At 33.8% G+C, this 18,862-nt stretch carries 21 protein-coding genes; 8 read left to right on the forward strand and 13 right to left on the reverse strand.

Features of this window, described 5'->3' with window-relative positions:
• Positions 1-2 precede the first annotated feature (2 nt).
• From ACTT1L_RS02455 to ACTT1L_RS02475, 5 genes are all read right to left on the reverse strand, one after another.
• Complete coding sequence (locus ACTT1L_RS02455) at positions 3-203, reverse strand: helix-turn-helix transcriptional regulator (RefSeq protein ID WP_000903050.1); 201 nt, start codon at positions 201-203, stop codon at positions 3-5.
• A 651-nt stretch (positions 204-854) separates the two neighbouring features.
• The gene (locus tag ACTT1L_RS02460) at positions 855-1,499 is read right to left on the reverse strand and encodes a hypothetical protein (RefSeq protein ID WP_000600668.1); all 645 of its coding nucleotides are present in this window, start codon (positions 1,497-1,499) and stop codon (positions 855-857) included.
• A 91-nt stretch (positions 1,500-1,590) separates the two neighbouring features.
• Positions 1,591-2,004: a DUF6892 domain-containing protein gene (locus tag ACTT1L_RS02465; protein WP_061130617.1), complete on the reverse strand. Its 414-nt coding sequence runs from the start codon at positions 2,002-2,004 to the stop codon at positions 1,591-1,593.
• Positions 2,005-2,175: 171 nt separating this feature from the next.
• Positions 2,176-2,934, reverse strand: coding sequence for a DUF975 family protein (locus ACTT1L_RS02470; RefSeq protein WP_442821773.1), 759 nt, complete (start codon positions 2,932-2,934; stop codon positions 2,176-2,178).
• 364 nt (positions 2,935-3,298) lie between these two features.
• The gene (locus tag ACTT1L_RS02475; RefSeq protein WP_163072564.1) at positions 3,299-4,219 is read right to left on the reverse strand and encodes a class I SAM-dependent methyltransferase; all 921 of its coding nucleotides are present in this window, start codon (positions 4,217-4,219) and stop codon (positions 3,299-3,301) included.
• 214 nt (positions 4,220-4,433) lie between these two features.
• On the opposite strand from ACTT1L_RS02475, the gene ACTT1L_RS02480 reads away from it, so the two are divergent.
• A complete protein-coding gene (locus ACTT1L_RS02480; protein WP_442821774.1) occupies positions 4,434-5,015 on the forward strand; it encodes an AAA family ATPase in 582 nt (193 codons plus the stop codon).
• A 150-nt stretch (positions 5,016-5,165) separates the two neighbouring features.
• Complete coding sequence (locus ACTT1L_RS02485; RefSeq protein ID WP_319608979.1) at positions 5,166-6,284, forward strand: LPXTG cell wall anchor domain-containing protein; 1,119 nt, start codon at positions 5,166-5,168, stop codon at positions 6,282-6,284.
• Between the two features lie 65 nt (positions 6,285-6,349).
• On the opposite strand, the gene ACTT1L_RS02490 is transcribed toward ACTT1L_RS02485, so the two are convergent.
• Both ACTT1L_RS02490 and ACTT1L_RS02495 read right to left on the reverse strand, forming a co-directional pair.
• Positions 6,350-7,021, reverse strand: a complete 672-nt coding sequence (locus ACTT1L_RS02490) for an ABC transporter ATP-binding protein (RefSeq protein WP_000202587.1) — start codon at positions 7,019-7,021, stop codon at positions 6,350-6,352.
• Positions 7,021-8,085, reverse strand: a complete 1,065-nt coding sequence (locus tag ACTT1L_RS02495) for an ABC transporter permease (protein WP_000477777.1) — start codon at positions 8,083-8,085, stop codon at positions 7,021-7,023. The genes ACTT1L_RS02490 and ACTT1L_RS02495 overlap by 1 nt, the downstream gene beginning before the upstream one ends.
• Positions 8,086-8,269: 184 nt before the next feature.
• On the opposite strand from ACTT1L_RS02495, the gene ACTT1L_RS02500 reads away from it, so the two are divergent.
• Both ACTT1L_RS02500 and ACTT1L_RS02505 read left to right on the forward strand, forming a co-directional pair.
• Positions 8,270-8,890, forward strand: a complete 621-nt coding sequence (locus ACTT1L_RS02500; RefSeq protein WP_061130610.1) for an ArsR/SmtB family transcription factor — start codon at positions 8,270-8,272, stop codon at positions 8,888-8,890.
• A gap of 220 nt (positions 8,891-9,110) precedes the next feature.
• Entirely contained in the window at positions 9,111-10,370 is a 1,260-nt protein-coding gene (locus ACTT1L_RS02505; protein ID WP_442821775.1) for an MFS transporter, read from the forward strand.
• A gap of 176 nt (positions 10,371-10,546) precedes the next feature.
• On the opposite strand, the gene ACTT1L_RS02510 is transcribed toward ACTT1L_RS02505, so the two are convergent.
• The 3 genes from ACTT1L_RS02510 to ACTT1L_RS02520 all read right to left on the reverse strand — a co-directional run bounded on the left by ACTT1L_RS02510 (position 10,547) and on the right by ACTT1L_RS02520 (position 13,348).
• Positions 10,547-11,923 carry a sensor histidine kinase gene (locus tag ACTT1L_RS02510; RefSeq protein ID WP_076873583.1) on the reverse strand — a complete coding sequence of 459 codons (1,377 nt, stop codon included), beginning with the start codon at positions 11,921-11,923 and terminating at the stop codon, positions 10,547-10,549.
• 1 nt (position 11,924) lies between these two features.
• Positions 11,925-12,602 (reverse strand): response regulator transcription factor, encoded by a 678-nt coding sequence (locus ACTT1L_RS02515; RefSeq protein ID WP_000781974.1) that lies wholly within the window; start codon positions 12,600-12,602, stop codon positions 11,925-11,927.
• Positions 12,603-12,682: 80 nt separating this feature from the next.
• A complete protein-coding gene (locus ACTT1L_RS02520) occupies positions 12,683-13,348 on the reverse strand; it encodes a YczE/YyaS/YitT family protein (protein ID WP_000873870.1) in 666 nt (221 codons plus the stop codon).
• 114 nt (positions 13,349-13,462) lie between these two features.
• Here ACTT1L_RS02520 and ACTT1L_RS02525 point away from each other — a divergent pair, with 114 nt between their 5' ends.
• Genes ACTT1L_RS02525 through paiB form a run of 3 tightly spaced genes read left to right on the forward strand, consistent with a single transcriptional unit; the run spans position 13,463 to position 15,117 of the window.
• Complete coding sequence (locus ACTT1L_RS02525) at positions 13,463-13,915, forward strand: MarR family winged helix-turn-helix transcriptional regulator (RefSeq protein ID WP_000658984.1); 453 nt, start codon at positions 13,463-13,465, stop codon at positions 13,913-13,915.
• A 25-nt stretch (positions 13,916-13,940) separates the two neighbouring features.
• Positions 13,941-14,459, forward strand: a complete 519-nt coding sequence (locus tag ACTT1L_RS02530) for a GNAT family N-acetyltransferase (RefSeq protein ID WP_000207065.1) — start codon at positions 13,941-13,943, stop codon at positions 14,457-14,459.
• A gap of 22 nt (positions 14,460-14,481) precedes the next feature.
• Positions 14,482-15,117, forward strand: a complete 636-nt coding sequence (paiB, locus tag ACTT1L_RS02535; protein WP_442821776.1) for a protease synthase/sporulation negative transcriptional regulator PaiB — start codon at positions 14,482-14,484, stop codon at positions 15,115-15,117.
• Positions 15,118-15,313: 196 nt separating this feature from the next.
• On the opposite strand, the gene ACTT1L_RS02540 is transcribed toward paiB, so the two are convergent.
• The 3 genes from ACTT1L_RS02540 to ACTT1L_RS02550 all read right to left on the reverse strand — a co-directional run bounded on the left by ACTT1L_RS02540 (position 15,314) and on the right by ACTT1L_RS02550 (position 17,566).
• Positions 15,314-16,153 carry a YitT family protein gene (locus ACTT1L_RS02540; RefSeq protein WP_000747496.1) on the reverse strand — a complete coding sequence of 280 codons (840 nt, stop codon included), beginning with the start codon at positions 16,151-16,153 and terminating at the stop codon, positions 15,314-15,316.
• 338 nt (positions 16,154-16,491) lie between these two features.
• Positions 16,492-16,761 (reverse strand): 2TM domain-containing protein, encoded by a 270-nt coding sequence (locus ACTT1L_RS02545; protein ID WP_000438991.1) that lies wholly within the window; start codon positions 16,759-16,761, stop codon positions 16,492-16,494.
• A 178-nt stretch (positions 16,762-16,939) separates the two neighbouring features.
• Complete coding sequence (locus tag ACTT1L_RS02550; RefSeq protein WP_000525529.1) at positions 16,940-17,566, reverse strand: F0F1 ATP synthase subunit alpha; 627 nt, start codon at positions 17,564-17,566, stop codon at positions 16,940-16,942.
• A gap of 448 nt (positions 17,567-18,014) precedes the next feature.
• Here ACTT1L_RS02550 and ACTT1L_RS02555 point away from each other — a divergent pair, with 448 nt between their 5' ends.
• Entirely contained in the window at positions 18,015-18,656 is a 642-nt protein-coding gene (locus ACTT1L_RS02555; protein ID WP_000823366.1) for a hypothetical protein, read from the forward strand.
• The last annotated feature ends 206 nt before the right edge of the window (positions 18,657-18,862 follow it).

Here is an 18,862-nt window from a genome sequence, read left to right on the forward strand (position 1 = left end):
TATCACTCCTCTAGATAATCAAATACGTCGGTTAACGACTTTTCAAATACATTTGCGATTTTAAAGGCAAGAATTAGAGAAGGGTTATATTTATTCTTTTCAAGAGTAGCGATAGTTTGACGACTAACTCCCACTCTTGTTGCCAGTTCTTCTTGGGTCCAACCTTTTTCTGCTCGACAAACTACAATTTTATTATGCAACAATAGCAACACCTCTTTAGATAATTGTAAATTATTTTTTACAAATTGTAAATTATTTCTTACAATATATTTTTAAAATTAAAAATCCTCATAAAAAAAGACATAAAGATTTCTCCCCATGCCTACTAATCTTCTACTTCTTTACTGTATGTACATAATGCGCTGTTTCAAAAACTTAATAAAGTGAGACTTTAATCAGTGGGGGTTTTCTTCATCCCCCACTGATTATCAGCCCTCACCAATCGGACTTTTATGGGCAGCCCGCCCCCACCTAACTTCTTTGCTTTCGCTGAATTTTGAGGTGGGGGTCTTACTGCCCATTAAAGCGGGATAAAAAAGAGAACTACTCTTCAAGCACTTCTCTCTTTCATCCAAACGATACATATAAAATAAATTATTAAAAATATACTATATAAACTCCATTTTACTATTCTATCGAGATTGAAATATGATACATCCAACTGAGGTAGTAAATTCAAATAAAAAAAACTACTACTTTTGCAGAAGAAATCTTCATTAAATTCAGATGTAATCATATTTGAATAGTAAAAAAACACTATTTTTTACTAAGAATCGCGTTTTTTTACGCTCGATTGTAATTAATATTTTTCAGTTAATAGATGTGTAGCGATATACCTATCAGTAATCTTTGTATTAACAGTTATGCGTAACTTCTAGCTCATTATTAGCATAAATTGTTCCGTAAGTAGCACAAAGTAACATTCCACCACAAACCTCACTACTCACTTGAAAGTTTATGTTATCTTCAAATGTATCTATACTATTAGGTCTAATTGTATCTACAAATTTTTTGAAATCAAGAACCGGTAAATATTTCGTTATGATTTCATAGCTTAATAAATTATCTTCATTATTAAATGCATTATATTTCTGAATTTCTCTATAAATCGGACTTGGACTATACGGATCATGTTGCAATTGTCCATTTTCATCTTCGAATTTTTTTATTTCTTCTTTTACTATATAATCTGGATAACCTTCACTACTTTCTTCTTCATCACCAAATTCCCAAAATGGATATTCTATATCACATAAATGCGTTATAATCCACATTAGAAATTGCTCATTTATAAATCCAACATTTGTTTCTAACTCTTTGAATCTATTACCATAATATTTTGTAGCTTTTTCTACCCTTTCTTCTTGAGTCATATTATCCGTCGCCCCTGTTATATCGCATCCATCTAAATCTATAAAAATGCTATTGAATTTACCTAAAATGCCTAAATCAACAGTTTTACTCCAGTATCCTTCACCATCATTATCGATTAGTATCATAGTATCCTCCATTCTGCTTTGTTCGTTGCATAAGAAAAAGTGACTCTTTCTTAATAAGAATCACTTCCATTATTATACAACTTGTCTCTCATTAATCCTCAATTTCAATTCCAGCTTGTTTAAATGGTTCTAATACTTTTGGGTAACACATTGAAATATATTCCACTGTTTTTAGATTTTTTAAATTTTGAAATCCTTCAACAGATATTACATCAAATAAACCGTCTTCACCATCCCAATCTGGCTTTAAAATATGATAAATTTCATTTCCTCCATCAAAGCAAAGGGATTCAATCTTTTCCAAATCACTTGTTTCCAAAATTAACTCTTCTAAAAAAGCTCTAATTTCAACAATCGGGCCAGCTCCTGCATACCATTCAAAATGATTCGTATACTTATCTATTAAGTCTTTTAATTCTTTTAAAAATAGTGGCTCTTTATCTAATAAAGCTTCAATTACTACTAATTTAAAATTAAAATCTTGAAACATTTCACTCTTTCCCATTTTAAATTCCTCCAATGTTATAACATCCTTATCCAAATTATTATAAGTAAAACATATCCAATTGCAGCTTCTTTATTTCTTTCAATATCACATTAAAAAGGGATATGCTTAATTGCATGTCCAAAATTGAGAAAAGATACATTATACATATTTTCTTACTACTTATATTCTTTATATACTTACCTTCGCTTCTCTAGCATCCTGTTTCTTAATTAAGTCTAAGTAAAAATGCGAGACAGTTGTGTTGTAATAAGGGGAAATGAATATGAATGATAGATTAAATGTAAACATGCCTATAAATACAGTTAATAAAAACCAACCAATAAAAGATAACCAAAGAACAAATAACTTGAACTTATGCCCTTTCATTATTCTTTTACTCTCCCTTAATGCTTCACTTGCTGTATAATCCGGATTCTCTATTAAAATGTAATATGCCATTGAATAAGAAAAATATTTAATAATACCTGGAACAATTAATAACAGACTCCATAAAAATAGAAAAATGGCCTGCAATACTCCTAATTTCATTGATCTAAACAAATTGTTCTTCCTAAACCCTACAAATACATCGTCCACCTTAGCATCTTCATTTTTACCTAAGCGTAAGGTGAAAACAGAATACCCATAATTAAAGATACCTTGTATGACACTGTAAATAAAAAAACAAATCAGTCCTATAAAAAAATAACTTAGAATAAGTAAAACTATTGCTGTTGGATCTACTTGCGGCTGCCCACCAATTGAATAAATAAAGAAAACATCCAAACCAATTACCCCAATAAACAGGCCAAGTATTAAATATATAAAACTAGCGATTGCTGATGCACTTAAAGTTGGTACAAAATAGTATAACGCCGATCCCCCTATACTTACTCCCCATTTCCCATCTAACGAATTAAGTGCTGCTTTCTTTAAATTTCTTATCAAACTTACATCCTCCCTTTTTCCATATTTTATCCAATAGAAATTTTACAAATAAAAGAACTTGTAGCAAGCCCCACTACAAGTTCTTTTAGCTAAACATTTTAGCTTATCCAAACAAAATATAATTTCTACACAATCGGGGTTAATTTCTAAAATATGGTTTATTAAAATCATTATATAACATAATTGTTGTTTTTTGTTGAATATTCTGTTTATTTATACAAAGACACCCCTCATTCTTCCTGATATTCATTTAGATGTAGTAACTCATATAGCAATATACCTATCATTATCTTTTTCAATAAATCCCATCCTCTTGTTTTCCACAAAAAAAGACACAGAGATTCCTCTCCATGCCTACTAATTCCTACTTCTTCACCGCATGCACATAATGCACCGTCTCAAAAGCTTCTAAATAATCATTTCGTCCTTCAAAATATAATGTATTTATGTCCTCTGGTGATAAGTGCTCATAAATGAGTAAGCCCGCCTTCTCTAATAGTGCTTCCATTTCGGTATAAGAAAAACATGATTTCATCGGTTCTCCGCCTATTGTAGCCATTTTCACCATATTTTCCACTCGATTGGACAGTCCCTTTTCTGTAAATAAGTTTTCATCTGGATAATCGAAAACGATAGAGCTCCCTTCTGGAACCATCGCAAATAGACATTCTATTAAACTAGAAAGTTCCTCTTTCGTTAAATAGTACGTTACACCTAATAGACTAAAGAACGTCTTTTTATTTTCAAATCCTTCATTCCGTAACTGTTCATAGGAAAATCCTTTCGTGAAATCCATCGAAATAAAATGAAGATTATTTGGAACTTCAAGTTCTGCTTCTTTTATTCTCTCCTTCTTAAACCCTTGTGTAGAAGGATGATCCACTTCAAATATTTCTATATTACTCTCTAATTCTCGGTGTCTAAAACTAAATGTATCTAATCCCGCACCGAGTATAACGTATTGTTTCGTTCCCAGCGTAATCTCGTGTAGTAATACTCTTTCACAATATGCCGCACGCGCTAAAGGTGTTGGTGATAATTGCACTTGTGTAATCCATTTTAATATTTCTTGTGGATTATCTTGAAACTGCTGTGCAATGTCTGTATTGAAAAAATGTATTCCTTGAACCATATTCATTTCAATGTCGTTACGTTCTTTTTGAGAAATGAACTCTTTAGCTACATAATCATCAAAGATTTTCGGATTATCAAATTCACTATGATATGCCCTTCCGAAAGCTGATACTAACGACGTTATACTTGCTTCACCTTTTTTCACGCACATACACTCCTTCATTTTCACAACAAAAATAGGGTTCCCCTGGCCAGGAGAACCCTATTATACACTTTATTTTTATATTGGTAAATTATAGCATAAATAAGTTTTTTTGTCAAGTTTTTAGCCTACTATCACTCCGACACTTTGTATATTCTCTAGCAGGAAAATTGTCGATTCACACAGAATATTCCAGACTATAACAATACACATGGAGGCCAATATGAAACGATTCGTCATTATTACAGTAGGAAAAACACACAGCGGAAAAACTACATTTGCAAGAGAATTAGAAAAAGAGTTCCCTCACTCTTTCGTTATGGATCAAGATAACCAAGCAGAATTTATTAACGCGCATTATGAAAAATTACAACCACCTGAAGGCGCTAATACATTTAAGCACGGCCTTTCAAAATTCATTGTTGATTATGCGAAAGAACATACGAGTTTACACCTTATTATTTGTAATTCCAATCGCAGTAAAAACGGACGACTATATTTACTAAATGAATTATTTCCGCCAAATGAATATGTACGCATACTCGTTCATTTTGACATTCCAGATGATGTACTTTACGAAAGAGTGGCTCGAAGCACGCGAAGTACGAATATTTTTAGAGGTAGCTACTCTAGTTTCAAAGAAGTACTCGATCGGCAACAAGCTGAATCATTTCACGAGGATGTCGTGGATCCTGTAGAAAACGAAGCTGATTATTTGTTTGTAATTCGTAATAGCAAAGATGTAAACTCTACTATAGAAGAAATTGTTCATCTAGCTAAAGTATTCTCCCCTACCCCAAAATAAAAGAATTTAAAAATTACATAATGATAGATTATTATGCAAATACTTCCTCTGGGCGCCGCACATGGTATATAATAATAAAATAATCTACTTATATATGCTCAATTTTACACAAAACAGTTCATGCATATGAAAGAAAAGAGGTACAAAAATATGAAAACAAAACAAACAATCGCTGCGTCTACACTAGCTTTAGCGATGATGGCTGGCGCAAACTCTGCTCATGCGGAAGTAACTGATGCTACTCCTCAGCAAAGTACGGGAGATCGATTAGCTGAAATTAAACAACATAAACAAGAGTTAGATGCGAAATTGCAGCAACACAAAGAAAACGTGGATCAAACATTGAATGAACTTAACAAAGTTAAGGAAAATGTTGATACGAAGGTGAATGAACTACACGAGCGTAAACAAGTTGCCGATGAAAAAATTAACGAAATTAAGCAACGTAAAGAAGAGTTCGATGCAAAACTTCAGCAAGACAAACAAATCGCCGAAGATAAAATCGCTGAAATAAAAGAGCATAAAAAACAAGTAGAAGATAAAGTTGCTGAAGTGAAAGAACATAAGCAAAATATCGATAATAAGGTTAATGAGATTAAAGAACATAAACAAACTGTCGATGAAAAAGTGAATGAAATTAAGCAGCATAAAGAGAACATCGATCAAAAGGTTAATGAACTTAAGGAAGTTAAAAAACAAGTCGATGAAAAGTTAGCTGAGTTAAAGAAAGCGAAACAAACGGCTGAGGACAAACTTGCTGAACTAAAAGAAAACAAACCGAATATTGGTAACACGTTAGAAGAACTTAAGAAAATTAAAAGCAATTTAGATAGTCTTTCTGCTAACTTAGAACTAGCTAAGCAGGATGTGAAAAACAAACTTGCTGCTTTACAAGAAGCTAGACAAGATTTAATCAATAAAATTAACGAAATTAAGCAATCGAAACAAACTGTTTCAGACGATTTATCAAAGAAAAAACAAGACTTAGATATTAAAATCAACGACTTTAAACATACTGAGAAAAAAATTGATGACAAATTAGCTGAGTTACACACAACGAAGCAAAATGTAGATAACAAGATCAACGAAGTATCTCAATCGAAACAAACAGAAACAAAGACTGGTACTACAAATGCAAACAATAATGCTAGAGAACTTCCTAATGCTGGTAGTGAGCAATCAAATAATATGGCTTTAGGTATGTTATCTGTATTAGGCGGCGTTTTATTAATTGCGCGCAATAAAATTAAAACGTTATTCTCAAAATAAAGCCATTATACTTATTAGAAATAATTATACAAAGGCCAACCGCATGTACGGTTGGCCCTTTTTCTTTATATTAATTGTCCATCTCTTAGCGTCAATATACGATCACATACATCAAGCATTCTTTCATCATGTGTAATCATAATTGCTGCTTTTTGGCTCTCCTTCACTTCACGTTTCATCATTTCCACAACTTCACGTGCGCGTTTTGAGTCTAAGCTTGCCGTTGGCTCATCCGCTAATATTAAATCTGGGTTATTCATGAACGCACGAGCAATTGCTACCCTTTGTTTTTCCCCACCAGATAGTTGATTTGGATAATGATTTTTTCTTTCTCCTAATCCAAATGCCGCTAATAAATGATCTGCACGCTTTTCTGATTCTTGTTTACTTTCTTTTTTCAGCTTAGCAATGTAAAGTAACTGTTCCTTCACATTTAAATATGGAACAAGGTTTGCAAACTGGAAAATGAAGCCGATTTTTTTCAAACGAATGTCTGTCATTTCCTTTTCTGATAACTTCGTAATATTTTGCTCACGAATGTAAATATCCCCTTTTGACGGTGATAATAGTGCACCCGCGATTGATAATAACGTACTTTTCCCTGATCCAGAAGGACCGACGATTCCGATAAATTCTCCAGCTTTTACATCAAGCGATATCGGATGAAGGGCTGTTACTTCCGTATTCCCTTCTCCGTACACTTTACTTACTTTGTCTAATTTCAATAATGAAGTCATTACATCCCGCCTCCAATTGCTTCTAGTGCATCAACTTTTAATACTTGATATAACGAAATAAGTGTTCCTAAAATACTAATGACGATAAAGATTGCTGCATATTGTGCAATCATCGGTGTTGTTAATAAGAACGGCATACCTGTTGGTAAAATTTGTTCTAATCCTTGTACAAGAACGATGCTAATTATCATCGCAACGACTGATAAGAATAACGCCTGCACGACTAAGCTATTTGCTAAATACGAGTTCTTTGTACCAATCGCTTTTAATACGCCTAATTGCTGTGTTTTTTGCAGCGTAATGACATAGAAGAATACACCGATTAATAGCGCAGCGATAACAAGTAAGAACGCAATGATCATCGTTAATGTTCCTTGCTCTTCTTTAAATCCTGGAATACTTTGCAGTACTTCTTTTTTGTCGATAACATGTGCATTTTTAATTTCTTTATCTGTATTCAGTGCAATTGCACTATAATCTTTTTGATTTGGTTGTGAAATAGCACCCCATACGTCTTCATTTACATATACAACTGGTGTATGGCTAAACATTTGATCTTTCGTAAATCCAACGATTGTAAATTCTTTCTTTGAAACAGGATCAATAATTGTATCCCCAATATCAATTCCTTTTTCTTTAATTGATTCATCAGCAACCATTTCATTGTTTGCTGTACCTAATTTCTCACCTTTTACAATGTTCGGTTCCAAAAATGTATCGCGTTCACTTGAGAAAATAGCGATATCAACCTTTTTTGAACTATCTTTCTTTTCATATGTTGAAACTTTCACGCGAAACGGAACGGCCTCTTTCTCGCCTACTTGACTTACTACGTTATCTACATCGTCTTTCTTAATTTGTGAACGAAGTAATTTATTTTCCGCATCATCCGCTAAAACGAACTTATTTGCCTCCATATTTTGAATCGATGAAGCATTATCATATGATAATCCATTTGCTAATCCTGAAATCACAAGGACTAAAAATGATAATAAAACCATGATAAGTCCGATTAATCCATATCTTAATTTTGATTGTTTCAATTCACGCAGAGCTAAAAACATTTCGCTCGCTCCTTCCTCTTTCTTTCTATGCACTTATCATAAAAAAGAAATATGAACGGAATATGAACAGAAGATTACAGAGGAAAGATTAAATTTTCAGAAAGTATTGAAAATAAATAGAATCCTTGATACAATTCAGTCAAATAATATTGACCGAGTAATTTAATTCAAGGAGTTGATCATATTGAAGCCCGTATTAACACTCACTACTTATAGCCAATTAAAAGCATTAAGCGATCCACTACGTGCCGAAATGATGATACGTCTATGCGAACGTCCTTATACTGGACAATTACTATCTGAGAAATTCGGCATTTCAAGGGCGAAAATTCATTATCATTTAAAAGAATTAGAAAAGAATAGTCTTATAGAGATTGTTTATACAGAAGAAAAGAATGGCATCATTCAAAAGTTTTATCAATCTGTCGCTAAAGGCTTCACCCCTGCCACAGATCTATTACCTCATTTAGAAATAGTAAGCGAATCAGGTCGCCAAATCTTTTTACAAATGATAGAAAGAACGAAAAGCCAAATTCTCGCTGCACCAGAGGAAGCTTTTACATTACGAAATGCAAGTGAAGACCCAGCTAAGTGGAATTACGTTTCATCTTGCTGGGAGTTTGATGCTACGCCAGAACAATTTCAAGTGTGGGTAAAAAAGTTTTATGAATTAATGTCTGAATTAAACGAAATCACAAAAGGTGCAGATAAAGATCCGAATAGTAAACCTTATTATATTTCTACTACTGCACTTCAAATCGCAGAGAGAACAATGCAGCAATTTATTAAAGAAGAAAAATCGTAATACGATTTTTTTTACATAAAGTGAAACTTTAATCAGTGGGGTTTTGTTCATCCCCCACTGATTATTAGTTGAACCAATCGGGCTTTTACGGGCAGTTGATCCCCCACCTAATTTCTTTGCTTTCGCTGAATTTTGAGATGGAGGTCTTACTGCCCGTTAATGCGGGATAAACGGTCAAATTTATTTTACCGAATAAATTTATTATAAAGGAGTAGATAAAGTGGACATATTAAAAAACCGGAATTTCCTCTTATTATTTTTAGGGAGAATTTTCACCAACATAGGAGATAGCTTATATTACGTAGCAGCAATGTGGCTCGTATATAAGCTAAGTGGTAATCCTTTTTATTCTGGATTGGCTGGTTTCCTTACGTTACTACCTTCTGCATTACAATTTCTTACCGGCCCATTCGTTGATAGATGGCCAATTAAAAACACCCTCGTCATCACACAAGTTTTGCAATGCATTCTTATATTAATCATTCCTATTACACACTACTTCGACCTATTAACAGTCCAACTACTACTCATCATCATGCCCATCGTAGCCTTTATCGAACAATTCGCCTATCCTGCACAGTCAAAAGCTTTACCACTTCTACTGCATAAAACACAATTATTAAAAGGAAACTCACTCTTCTCATTTGCGTATCAAGGCATCGATTTAATTTGTACGACTCTTTCTGGAATATTAGTAGCACTACTTGGCGCAATCTCTTTATATGTAATTGACTCTTTCACATTCGCGATTACTGCCCTTTTGTTCTTTTCATTGAAAATGCCACAGCAAACTGCAGCAAACACATCACTTTCAACTAAACAATATTTCTCTGATTTAAAAGAAGGTTTTTCAATCGTCTTTCGTTCCTTAATGAGCGTATTCTTAATCGGTTCAGTTGTTGCCAATTTTTCTATCGGTATGACGATGGCCATACTCCCTTCTTTCGCTGATTCTTTAGGAGGCGTGAAATCATATGGCTTCTTCTTAGCTGCTATATCAGCAGGTAGTCTGATTGGTGCTTTATTCAGTTCATGGGTTGGCAAACGTAACGTTGGCCGCGCATCTATTATTAGCTTTGCGACTGGTGCTATCTTTTGGTTTCTCTCTACAGTTGTACCGTTTCAATGGTTATCTATTTTCTTATTCGGCCTAGCTTGGATACCGATTGGTGCAACCAACATATTATTTGCGACAATTAGTCAAATTTTAATTCCAAATCAATATATTGGCCGCATCAACTCAGTTATGCGAAGTATGGGCACAATTGCTATGCCGTTCGGTTCTTTAATTGGCGGATATGCTGCAAATGTATTTAGTAGCCAACTCATTTTCGCACTCGCTAGCATCGGGATTTTATTTATTTCTCTCGTATGGCTACTCCATCCGAAATTACGAGCATTGCCAAAAGCTGATGAAATTACAGCGGATACTTTTGGGGTTCGGTTTAAGGAAGAGCGCGGGAAAGGTGCGGCTTTATAGCAGGAATGATAGTACGTGAAATTTATATCGGCGATTTTTCAAATATATCAGCGCAACTCGAATTATATCGGCGATTTTCACAATATATCGGCGCAACTCAAATTATATCAGCGATTTTTCGATTATATCGACTTAACGACAAAAAGAAGAGGCCGTTCCCAAACAGCCTCTTCCCTCTATTTTGGAAGCTCCACCCGAACAGTCGTCCCTTCCCCTTTCGTGCTATAAACTGAAACAGTTCCGTTATGCAGTTCAACAATCTTCTGCACAATCGATAATCCTAAACCGCTACCTTCTACATTTCTTGCTCTTGCTGTATCCACCTTATAAAAACGATCAAAAATACGATCCATTTCTTCTTTTTCCATGCCGATTCCGTTATCGGATATCGAGATTATAACGCTAGACTCTAACTCTTCGACAAAAAACTCAATGGTCCCACCGTCGTTTGAAAACTTAATGCTATTCGTAAAAATGTTACTCCATACTTGATGAAGTAAGTTTTCATCACCTTTTATAGTGATATCTGGCACATCAAATTCAACGGCGATATCTTTCTCACGCCATTTCCACTCGAGCATAAAAATGGCGTCTTTAATTTGCTTCTGCAAATTGAATTCTTTTATTTGTAAAACTTTCTCTTCTTTATCTAATGACGCTAGCGTAAGTAACTGTTTACATAAACTAGACATTCGCTTACTTTCGCCCTCAATAATTTGTAAGTAATGGTTTCTTTCTTCCACGCTCATCTTTTCTGTTTGTAATGTCTTCGAAAATCCTTGTATGGAAGAAAGCGGTGACTGGAATTCATGTGAAACGTTCGAAACGAATTCTTGTCTCATTTCATCGAGTTCTTTAATACTTTTCGTCATCTTTTGGAAGCTTGTAGATAACGTTCCTATTTCATCTTTTCGTTTTACATCTAATTCAATTTCATATTCCCCACTCGCAATTTTTTGCGTAGCATTCGTAAATTTACGAATGGGACGAACGATGTAACCTGCTGCAATCGCTATAAAGATAATACTTAATAGTACGATAAACCCAAGTAATACCGCTAAGAAAATTCGCATCTCGCCAAATTGGTTTTGAATGTCAGGACGAATAAATAATGCGTACTGTTTATCACCGTGCTTTACCGGTACACCGACACTATTTATTAATTCATTATCGAAAAAACCAGTAATAAATAGACGAGTCGGATATGTAGAAACACCATTAAACGTTTCCCCTTGCAATACTTTATGAACGGTATCATCACTAATAGACGTCTTACGAAACGCATTGCCGATACGCTTTCCATTCTTTTGATCATCGACAATATAAATTTCATACCCTAGCTTCGCAATAGATTGTAAGTACGCCTCTTGATTTTCTTCGCTTTGCTTTTCATATAACGATTTAACTTCTTCCGCATACTTTAAAATCTTTTCACTATTATACGGTTTTAACTTCACTTGATAATATACGTTCGTTAATAAAAAGCCGATAATACTACTGAGTAGCATAATACCGACCGTCATAAAAACAAATCTAGAGTATAATGATTTCATTTTATTTCAGCTCCAACTTATACCCGAGTCCGCGTACTGTCGTAATTTGAAAATCATCCGTTCGTTTTGAGAAACGATCTCGGAGCCTTTTCACATGAACATCAACTGTTCGTTCATCCCCTTCAAAATCCATTCCCCATACTAGCTCAATTAATTCTTCTCTTGAAAATGTTCTCCCAGGATAACTAGCTAATTGTGATAATAATTCAAATTCCTTTAATGGAAGCAAAATCGTCTGCCCGTTACACTTTACTTCAACACCTTTACGATCAATTGTCGTCCCGTGAAGTGTAATTATGTCCGCACTTAGCATTTGATAACGGCGTAATAAAGCTTTCATACGGAAAATGACTTCAGCTGGTTCAAATGGTTTTACGATATAATCGTCTGTACCAGAAATAAATCCTTTTTCTTTATCGACTAACTGATCCTTTGCTGTTAATAAAATAACAGGAATATCATGATACTTCCGAATTTCTTCACATAACGTATAGCCATCAACGAACGGCATCATAATGTCTACGATCGCAAGATGAATATTTTCCTTCTCTAATACTTCTTGCGCTACCTTTCCATCTTCTGCTTCAAAAACTGTAAACCCCTCTTTTTGTAAATGATAATGTAACAACTCTCTAATATGCTTATCATCATCAGCTAATAAAATATGTATCATCTTCATTAAACCCTCTCTTATTCATCCTTCTACATCAATACATTAAGAAACAATTGGATTTTTTGCAAGAAAAAGAAAAGGATTCCTTAGAAGATACTCTTGTTATCATTGTGGTCAGCTGCTTTATTACTCTTATAACTTGGTGATGTACTCTGGTGTACGAATAAGTGATCTAATACTTTTTTAGTAAGTGGCATAAAGAAATTCAGTAATAGCCCACCTAAACAAACGGTTAATATAGTTCCAATTCCAATTGGTCCATGTAAAATCGTTGCCATTATTAAGAATATAAGGTAAATACATGTTCGCGATATAAAGATATTCGTTCTCGTTAATTCTTGTATGATTAAAGTTAATCGGTCAATTGGAATGGGAGCAAAATTTGTTTGTAAATATATCGCAGTTCCTAATCCTGTAATAACTAAGCCAATTCCAAAATAAATCATTTTACTGTACCATATTTCTGGTGTAATTAAATTGCGTAATAAAAATAGCCACACATCAATACCAATACCCGTGATGAATGCTGTTAACAACCCTATTATCTCTGGTCTATGTCTTTTTAAAATTGAGTTACAACATATTAATAATAAAGCTATTATTATTTCCCAGCTTCCCACAGTAAGTCCCACATTTAAAGAAAGTCCTACTAAAAGTGCATCAAAAGGTGACGTTCCAAGATCTGATTGTATTGTAAAAGAAATACCAAGGGTTAATATTAAAATTCCTAATACATAAAAAATATACTTCATTTTAATCAACCTCTTCATCGTTATTTTTGTTGCATTTACAATAAAAATATTTTATATTAAATGTAACTTCGAATTGTTGCATTTGCAACAAAAATAAAAGATAAGGAGTTCATTATGAAAGAAATTCTTCGTGAAATTGGCATGATTGCAAGGGCGTTAGATTCTATCAGTAATATAGAATTTAAAGAATATGAGCTTACAAAAGGTCAGTATTTGTATCTTGTGCGAATATGTGAAAACCCAGGAATCATTCAAGAAAAGCTATCTGAGATGATAAAAGTAGATCGTACAACTGCAGCCCGGGCTATCAAAAAGCTTGAAATCAATGGATTTATCGAAAAGAAAGAAGATGAATCTAACAAAAAAATTAAAAAACTTTTCCCGACAGAAAAAGGAAAAAATGTTTATCCTTTCATTAAGAGAGAAAATGATTATTCCAATACTGTTGCATTAGAGGGATTTTCGGAAACAGAAGCGGAAACTATTTCTAACCTTCTTCAAAGAGTAAGAAAAAATATAGAAAAAGATTGGGAATTTGTAAAAAAGGGAAATAAGAGAGATTATTGATTATATAAAGGAGCGAACTATTAATATGACTACACATATAGAAAAGTGCACCCTTAAAGATATACACAAACTTCAAGAAATTAGTTATGAAACATTTAATGAAACTTTTAAACATCAAAATTCACCCGAAAATATGCATCATTATTTGGAAAAGGCATTTAACTTAAAGCAATTAGAAAAAGAATTATCCAATAACTCTTCTCAATTCTTTTTTGTCTACTTCAACGATAAAATTGCTGGGTATCTGAAGATCAATACTGATGATGCTCAGTCTGAAGAAATGGGCGATGAATCACTTGAAGTCGAGAGAATTTATATAAAGAGCTCCTTTCAAAAACATGGTCTTGGCAAATATCTACTAAATAACGCTATCGAAATTGCAATAGCAAATAATAAAAAGAATATTTGGCTAGGCGTATGGGAGAAAAATGAAAATGCTATTGCTTTTTATAAAAAATTAGGGTTTGTACAAGCTGGCTCTCACTCCTTTTATATGGGAGATGATGAACAAGTTGACCTTATCATGATTAAAACACTCATATAAATTTTTTGAGAGGTGGGCTATTATGTATATTCCAAAGTATTTTAAAGTCACAAATGTTGATGAAATTTGGGATTTTGTTCAAAAAAACTCTTTTGGAACAATCGTCACAACAAAAAAAGAGAAACCAATCGCAACTCATTTGCCCTTTGGATTAACTAAAAAAGGTGATGACTATTTTATTACCGGACATATGGCTTATGGGAACCCCCAGTGGAGAACATTTGAAACCTGTGAGAATGTTCTTGTAATGTTTCAGGGACCGCACTCTTATATCTCTTCTTCTTGGTATGAAAATGAAGAAGTTCCAACATGGAATTATCAAGCCGTCCATATATATGGTAAAGCAAGTATTTTACATAAAGAGGAATTAATAGATGAATTAATAGATGAATTAACCACAATGCTGAAAAAATATGAAGAGCATCGTGAAAATCCAGTATTATGGGATAAACTTTCCCCCACTCTCTTAGAAAATGAACTGAAGGGCATAGTTGGGTTTAAAATTAAAGTAGGAGACATTCAGGCTGCATATAAATTAAGTCAAAATCGAAATGAGACGGATTATATTAATATTATTGAAAAATTGTACGATGAAGAAAATCCAGATGCAAAACAAATGGCGGAACTCATGGGGAGTAGATTAAACAATCACATATAATCCATTGTAATTCAACTCTCACATTTCAAAATTAAAAAACAGACTGGAGCGCTTTATCGGCTGTTTCCATTAGAACGCAAAAGGTTGAACTAAAAGTGAATGGCGTTTAATTAAAAAAGAATCTATTTTGAAAAAAGATTATTCAAAATAGATTCTCACGTTTTAGTATTAAGATTATTTTAAGCAAAAATAATTTCTAAGCTTTCGAAATATCAACAAATCCTTCTCCGAATACGTCACGAACATCATGTATAGCAATGAACGCAGCTGGATCTGTAGTTTGAACAATCCTCTTTAGCTTCACTACTTCTTGCTTATTAATAACAACGTAAAGAATGTCCTTCGGCGTTTTCGTGTAATAGCCATGACCTGAATACACGGTAACTCCTCTGCCCATTAAGGTTGTTACCTTCCCTGCAATTTCATCTGGTTTATCCGAAATAATCGTAATGGCCTTTTTCGGATTTAAACCTTCAATTACAAATTCCATTACTTTCGTTCCTACATATAACATAATAATTGTCAGCATCAGTTTTTCTGCACCAATGATGAAATAAGATGAAAACGCAACGATTAAATCGAAGAACAGTAGACCATAGCTAATGCTCCATCCTAAATATTTATGCGTCATCCGTGCTAAGATGGTAGTACCTGCTGTCGTTCCACCAACGCGAATGATGAGACCAATCCCGCACCCGATAAATATTCCACCGAAAATGGCATTTACGAGCATTTCATCCGAAGCAATCGTCCATCCTTCTGTTAAATGAAGAAATAGCGAGTTCGTAACTACAGCGATAATCGTATAAATCGTTGTGATTTTATTCAAAAATTTATAGCCGACTATTAATAAGATCGCATTTAAAATTAAGTTGACTAAACCTGGTGACCACTCAAATAAGTAGTACGTAATAATCGTAATACCTGTTACCCCGCCCTCACCAAACTCGTTCGGGATAACAAACAAATTGACACCTAACGCAAAAAGAAATGCACCGATAATAATAAAAATAATGTCTGTCGTTCTTTTTTTCATACAGTACCTCACTTCTTATGTAAATATTTATTCTGTCATAAACTCTCACCATTATATCGTGGAATATTCAAATCGAACAGTGGTTTATTTTTATTTTCATATAGGATGATAAATCAACTTTATTCTATATCCACATGTAATTTTAAAAGGGGTAACAACTGTATTTATTATGTACTACAAGTAAAGTTTTGATTTCACATGTTATTCATGCTAAAAACCGAATAGGAACACGTACTCGCATGAACTTCGAGTACAAAACAAATAGGCGAAGCTATAGAATAGGCTTCGCATTAAGCGTTTGATTGTAGAGATTTATATTCATACATTCCAAAATAAATTTACTTATCTTTCTCCATATATTCTTTAATCTTTCGTTCTTCCCACTCTTTTCCGAATATCCCGAATGGAAAAGTTGTCAAACCATGTATAACGATACCAATCCCCCAGCCTGCAAGTGGATATAAAAACCATAATTTACTTGAATCAGAGCTTATATTTATAAAAAAAAGCATTAAGTTAACTAGTATATATAATGCTAAATGAATATAAAACGCTTTTAAATTCTCCACTCTTTTTTTAGCTCGTAAATAATTCTCATCTCGCTCCATATATAAACACCTCTTTCATTATTGTATTTTTAAAATTTACTCCGATTTAAACATCATATTCTAGTCAGGAATACCTTATTCTCAAAAAATACAAAACAAAAAAGTACCTAGCAAATGGTCATGTGTATGACCATTTGCTAGGTACTGAATAATCCATTTATTATTTACAGAAATCTAATTAAGACCAAATCCAAACATCGTCATTATTTTCAACGTTGTTTTTTACTTCATGCACTTTTTCGATATGATCAACTGTGTTCCAATTAATAGAACTTCCACCCCAGCCCACATAATTCATATCAATTTTCACTTTCTCACCCACATGAAATACTTGTCCCTTTGTTAAGAAAACATCAATAATATCTTTCTTCCCGTTTAACGATGGATACCCCACTACGACATATTTAGTAGCACCGTCTGTTCCTACTTTTGATACTTCACCAATTACATAATCAGGTGAGCCATCTTCTTTCATGTGCATGCCTAACTTGTTTGTTGTATTTTCAATTGCAGTTGCAACCATATATTCTGTAAAATTACGCATCATAGATCCAGTAGCTTTAACCTCATCTCCTACTTTCACATTTGAGAAAGTATCCATGTATACACTAACAGGTTCTTCGTATTGCTTAGATTTTACGACAATTACACCGTTATCTACTTCTACTACTCGTCCTTCTAACGTCGAGAAATTCGATTCAATAGAAGCTGCACTCGCTGTTGTTACTTCTAGTCCTGGTAAATTTGTTCCTGATAATGCTGCGATTCCTAAAGCACCTGCTAAAATTAATTTTTTCATACCCATTATGAAACATCTCCATTCATGATGATTTTATATTTGATTGGATACGACCAACCTGTAACTATTATAGTTACAGGTTATAGAAAATAGCAACCCTCTTTCTTATGCAATGTTGCATACTGTGATTTTTAAATATACAGTAAGAGGGCTTTAATTTAATTCAAAGCTAAAATAATCTTATGACCACGGTATAAAGAAATTAAGAACTACTTTCAGTCCTAAGGTTAGCGAATACCTTTATAAAAACTCAATCAAAATTTATTCAACTAGTTGAATAATTAACCATGTCGAATTTTATTTTCACAAAATTCAAATTCCAAGGAGGTTTTACAAAATATTACACAGAATTATTCGTATATCGTAATATATTTGGAATTTTTTACGATTCGTTTCATTTTATCTACCACGTTTAGACAAAATGAAATAAAACAATAAAAAGGAGAGAGATAGATTGAAAAGAAAAATTAGTACAGCTGTTGTAGGGTTATCAGTGTTTAGCTTTGGTCTTTTTGGTGTAAATATTGGGGATGGCGGCGTTGTAAAAGCTGAGCACGGTGAAACTTTTGCTCCGAAATTAGAAAATCATGGTGACTACGGTGGCGCTCCTGCTTTCAATGTTGGGGATACTCCTGCTCCGAAATCAGTAAGCATTGGAGATGGCGGTGGCGCTCCTGCTTATGATCATGGCAGACCTCCTATTTCATCATACAATATAGGAGATACTTGGGCTCCTTCTTATACAAATACTCATGGAGAAGGAATGGCTCCTAAACAAGAGAGTCACGCTGACTTCTTTGCTCCTACGTTAGAAGCGCATGGTAATACTGGCGCTCCTGCTTTAAATGTTGGTGATACGCCGACTCCGAAGCTTGAGGGGCACGAACATTTCCCTGCTCCTAAACAAGAGACACATGCTGATTTAAGCTCAAAATTAGATTCACATGCGGATACTTGGGCTCCTGCATTAAACATTGGTGACACTGGTGGGGCTCCTAAACAAGAAGGACATACACATTTCCCTGCTCCAAAATTTGAAGCTCATGGCAATACTGGCGGTGCTCCTGCTAATTCTGAACATGGTACAGGTTGGTAAGTTAACAAAATTAAAAACAATCTATACTACTGTTCCTATATGTTTACAAGAAAACCATTCGATGTTATGTGGTTTTCAATTCTAAAAAATACACCTATTAACTAGGTGTATTTTATTTTATCTCTCTATCTAATAATTAAAGAATACTCCCCTAAAAACCCCAACAAAAAAAACGAAGAAACTCCCTATACTTCAGACACTTAAAG

This window comes from Bacillus sp. FH (assembly GCF_052216825.1).
Lineage (GTDB): Bacteria > Bacillota > Bacilli > Bacillales > Bacillaceae_G > Bacillus_A > Bacillus_A paranthracis.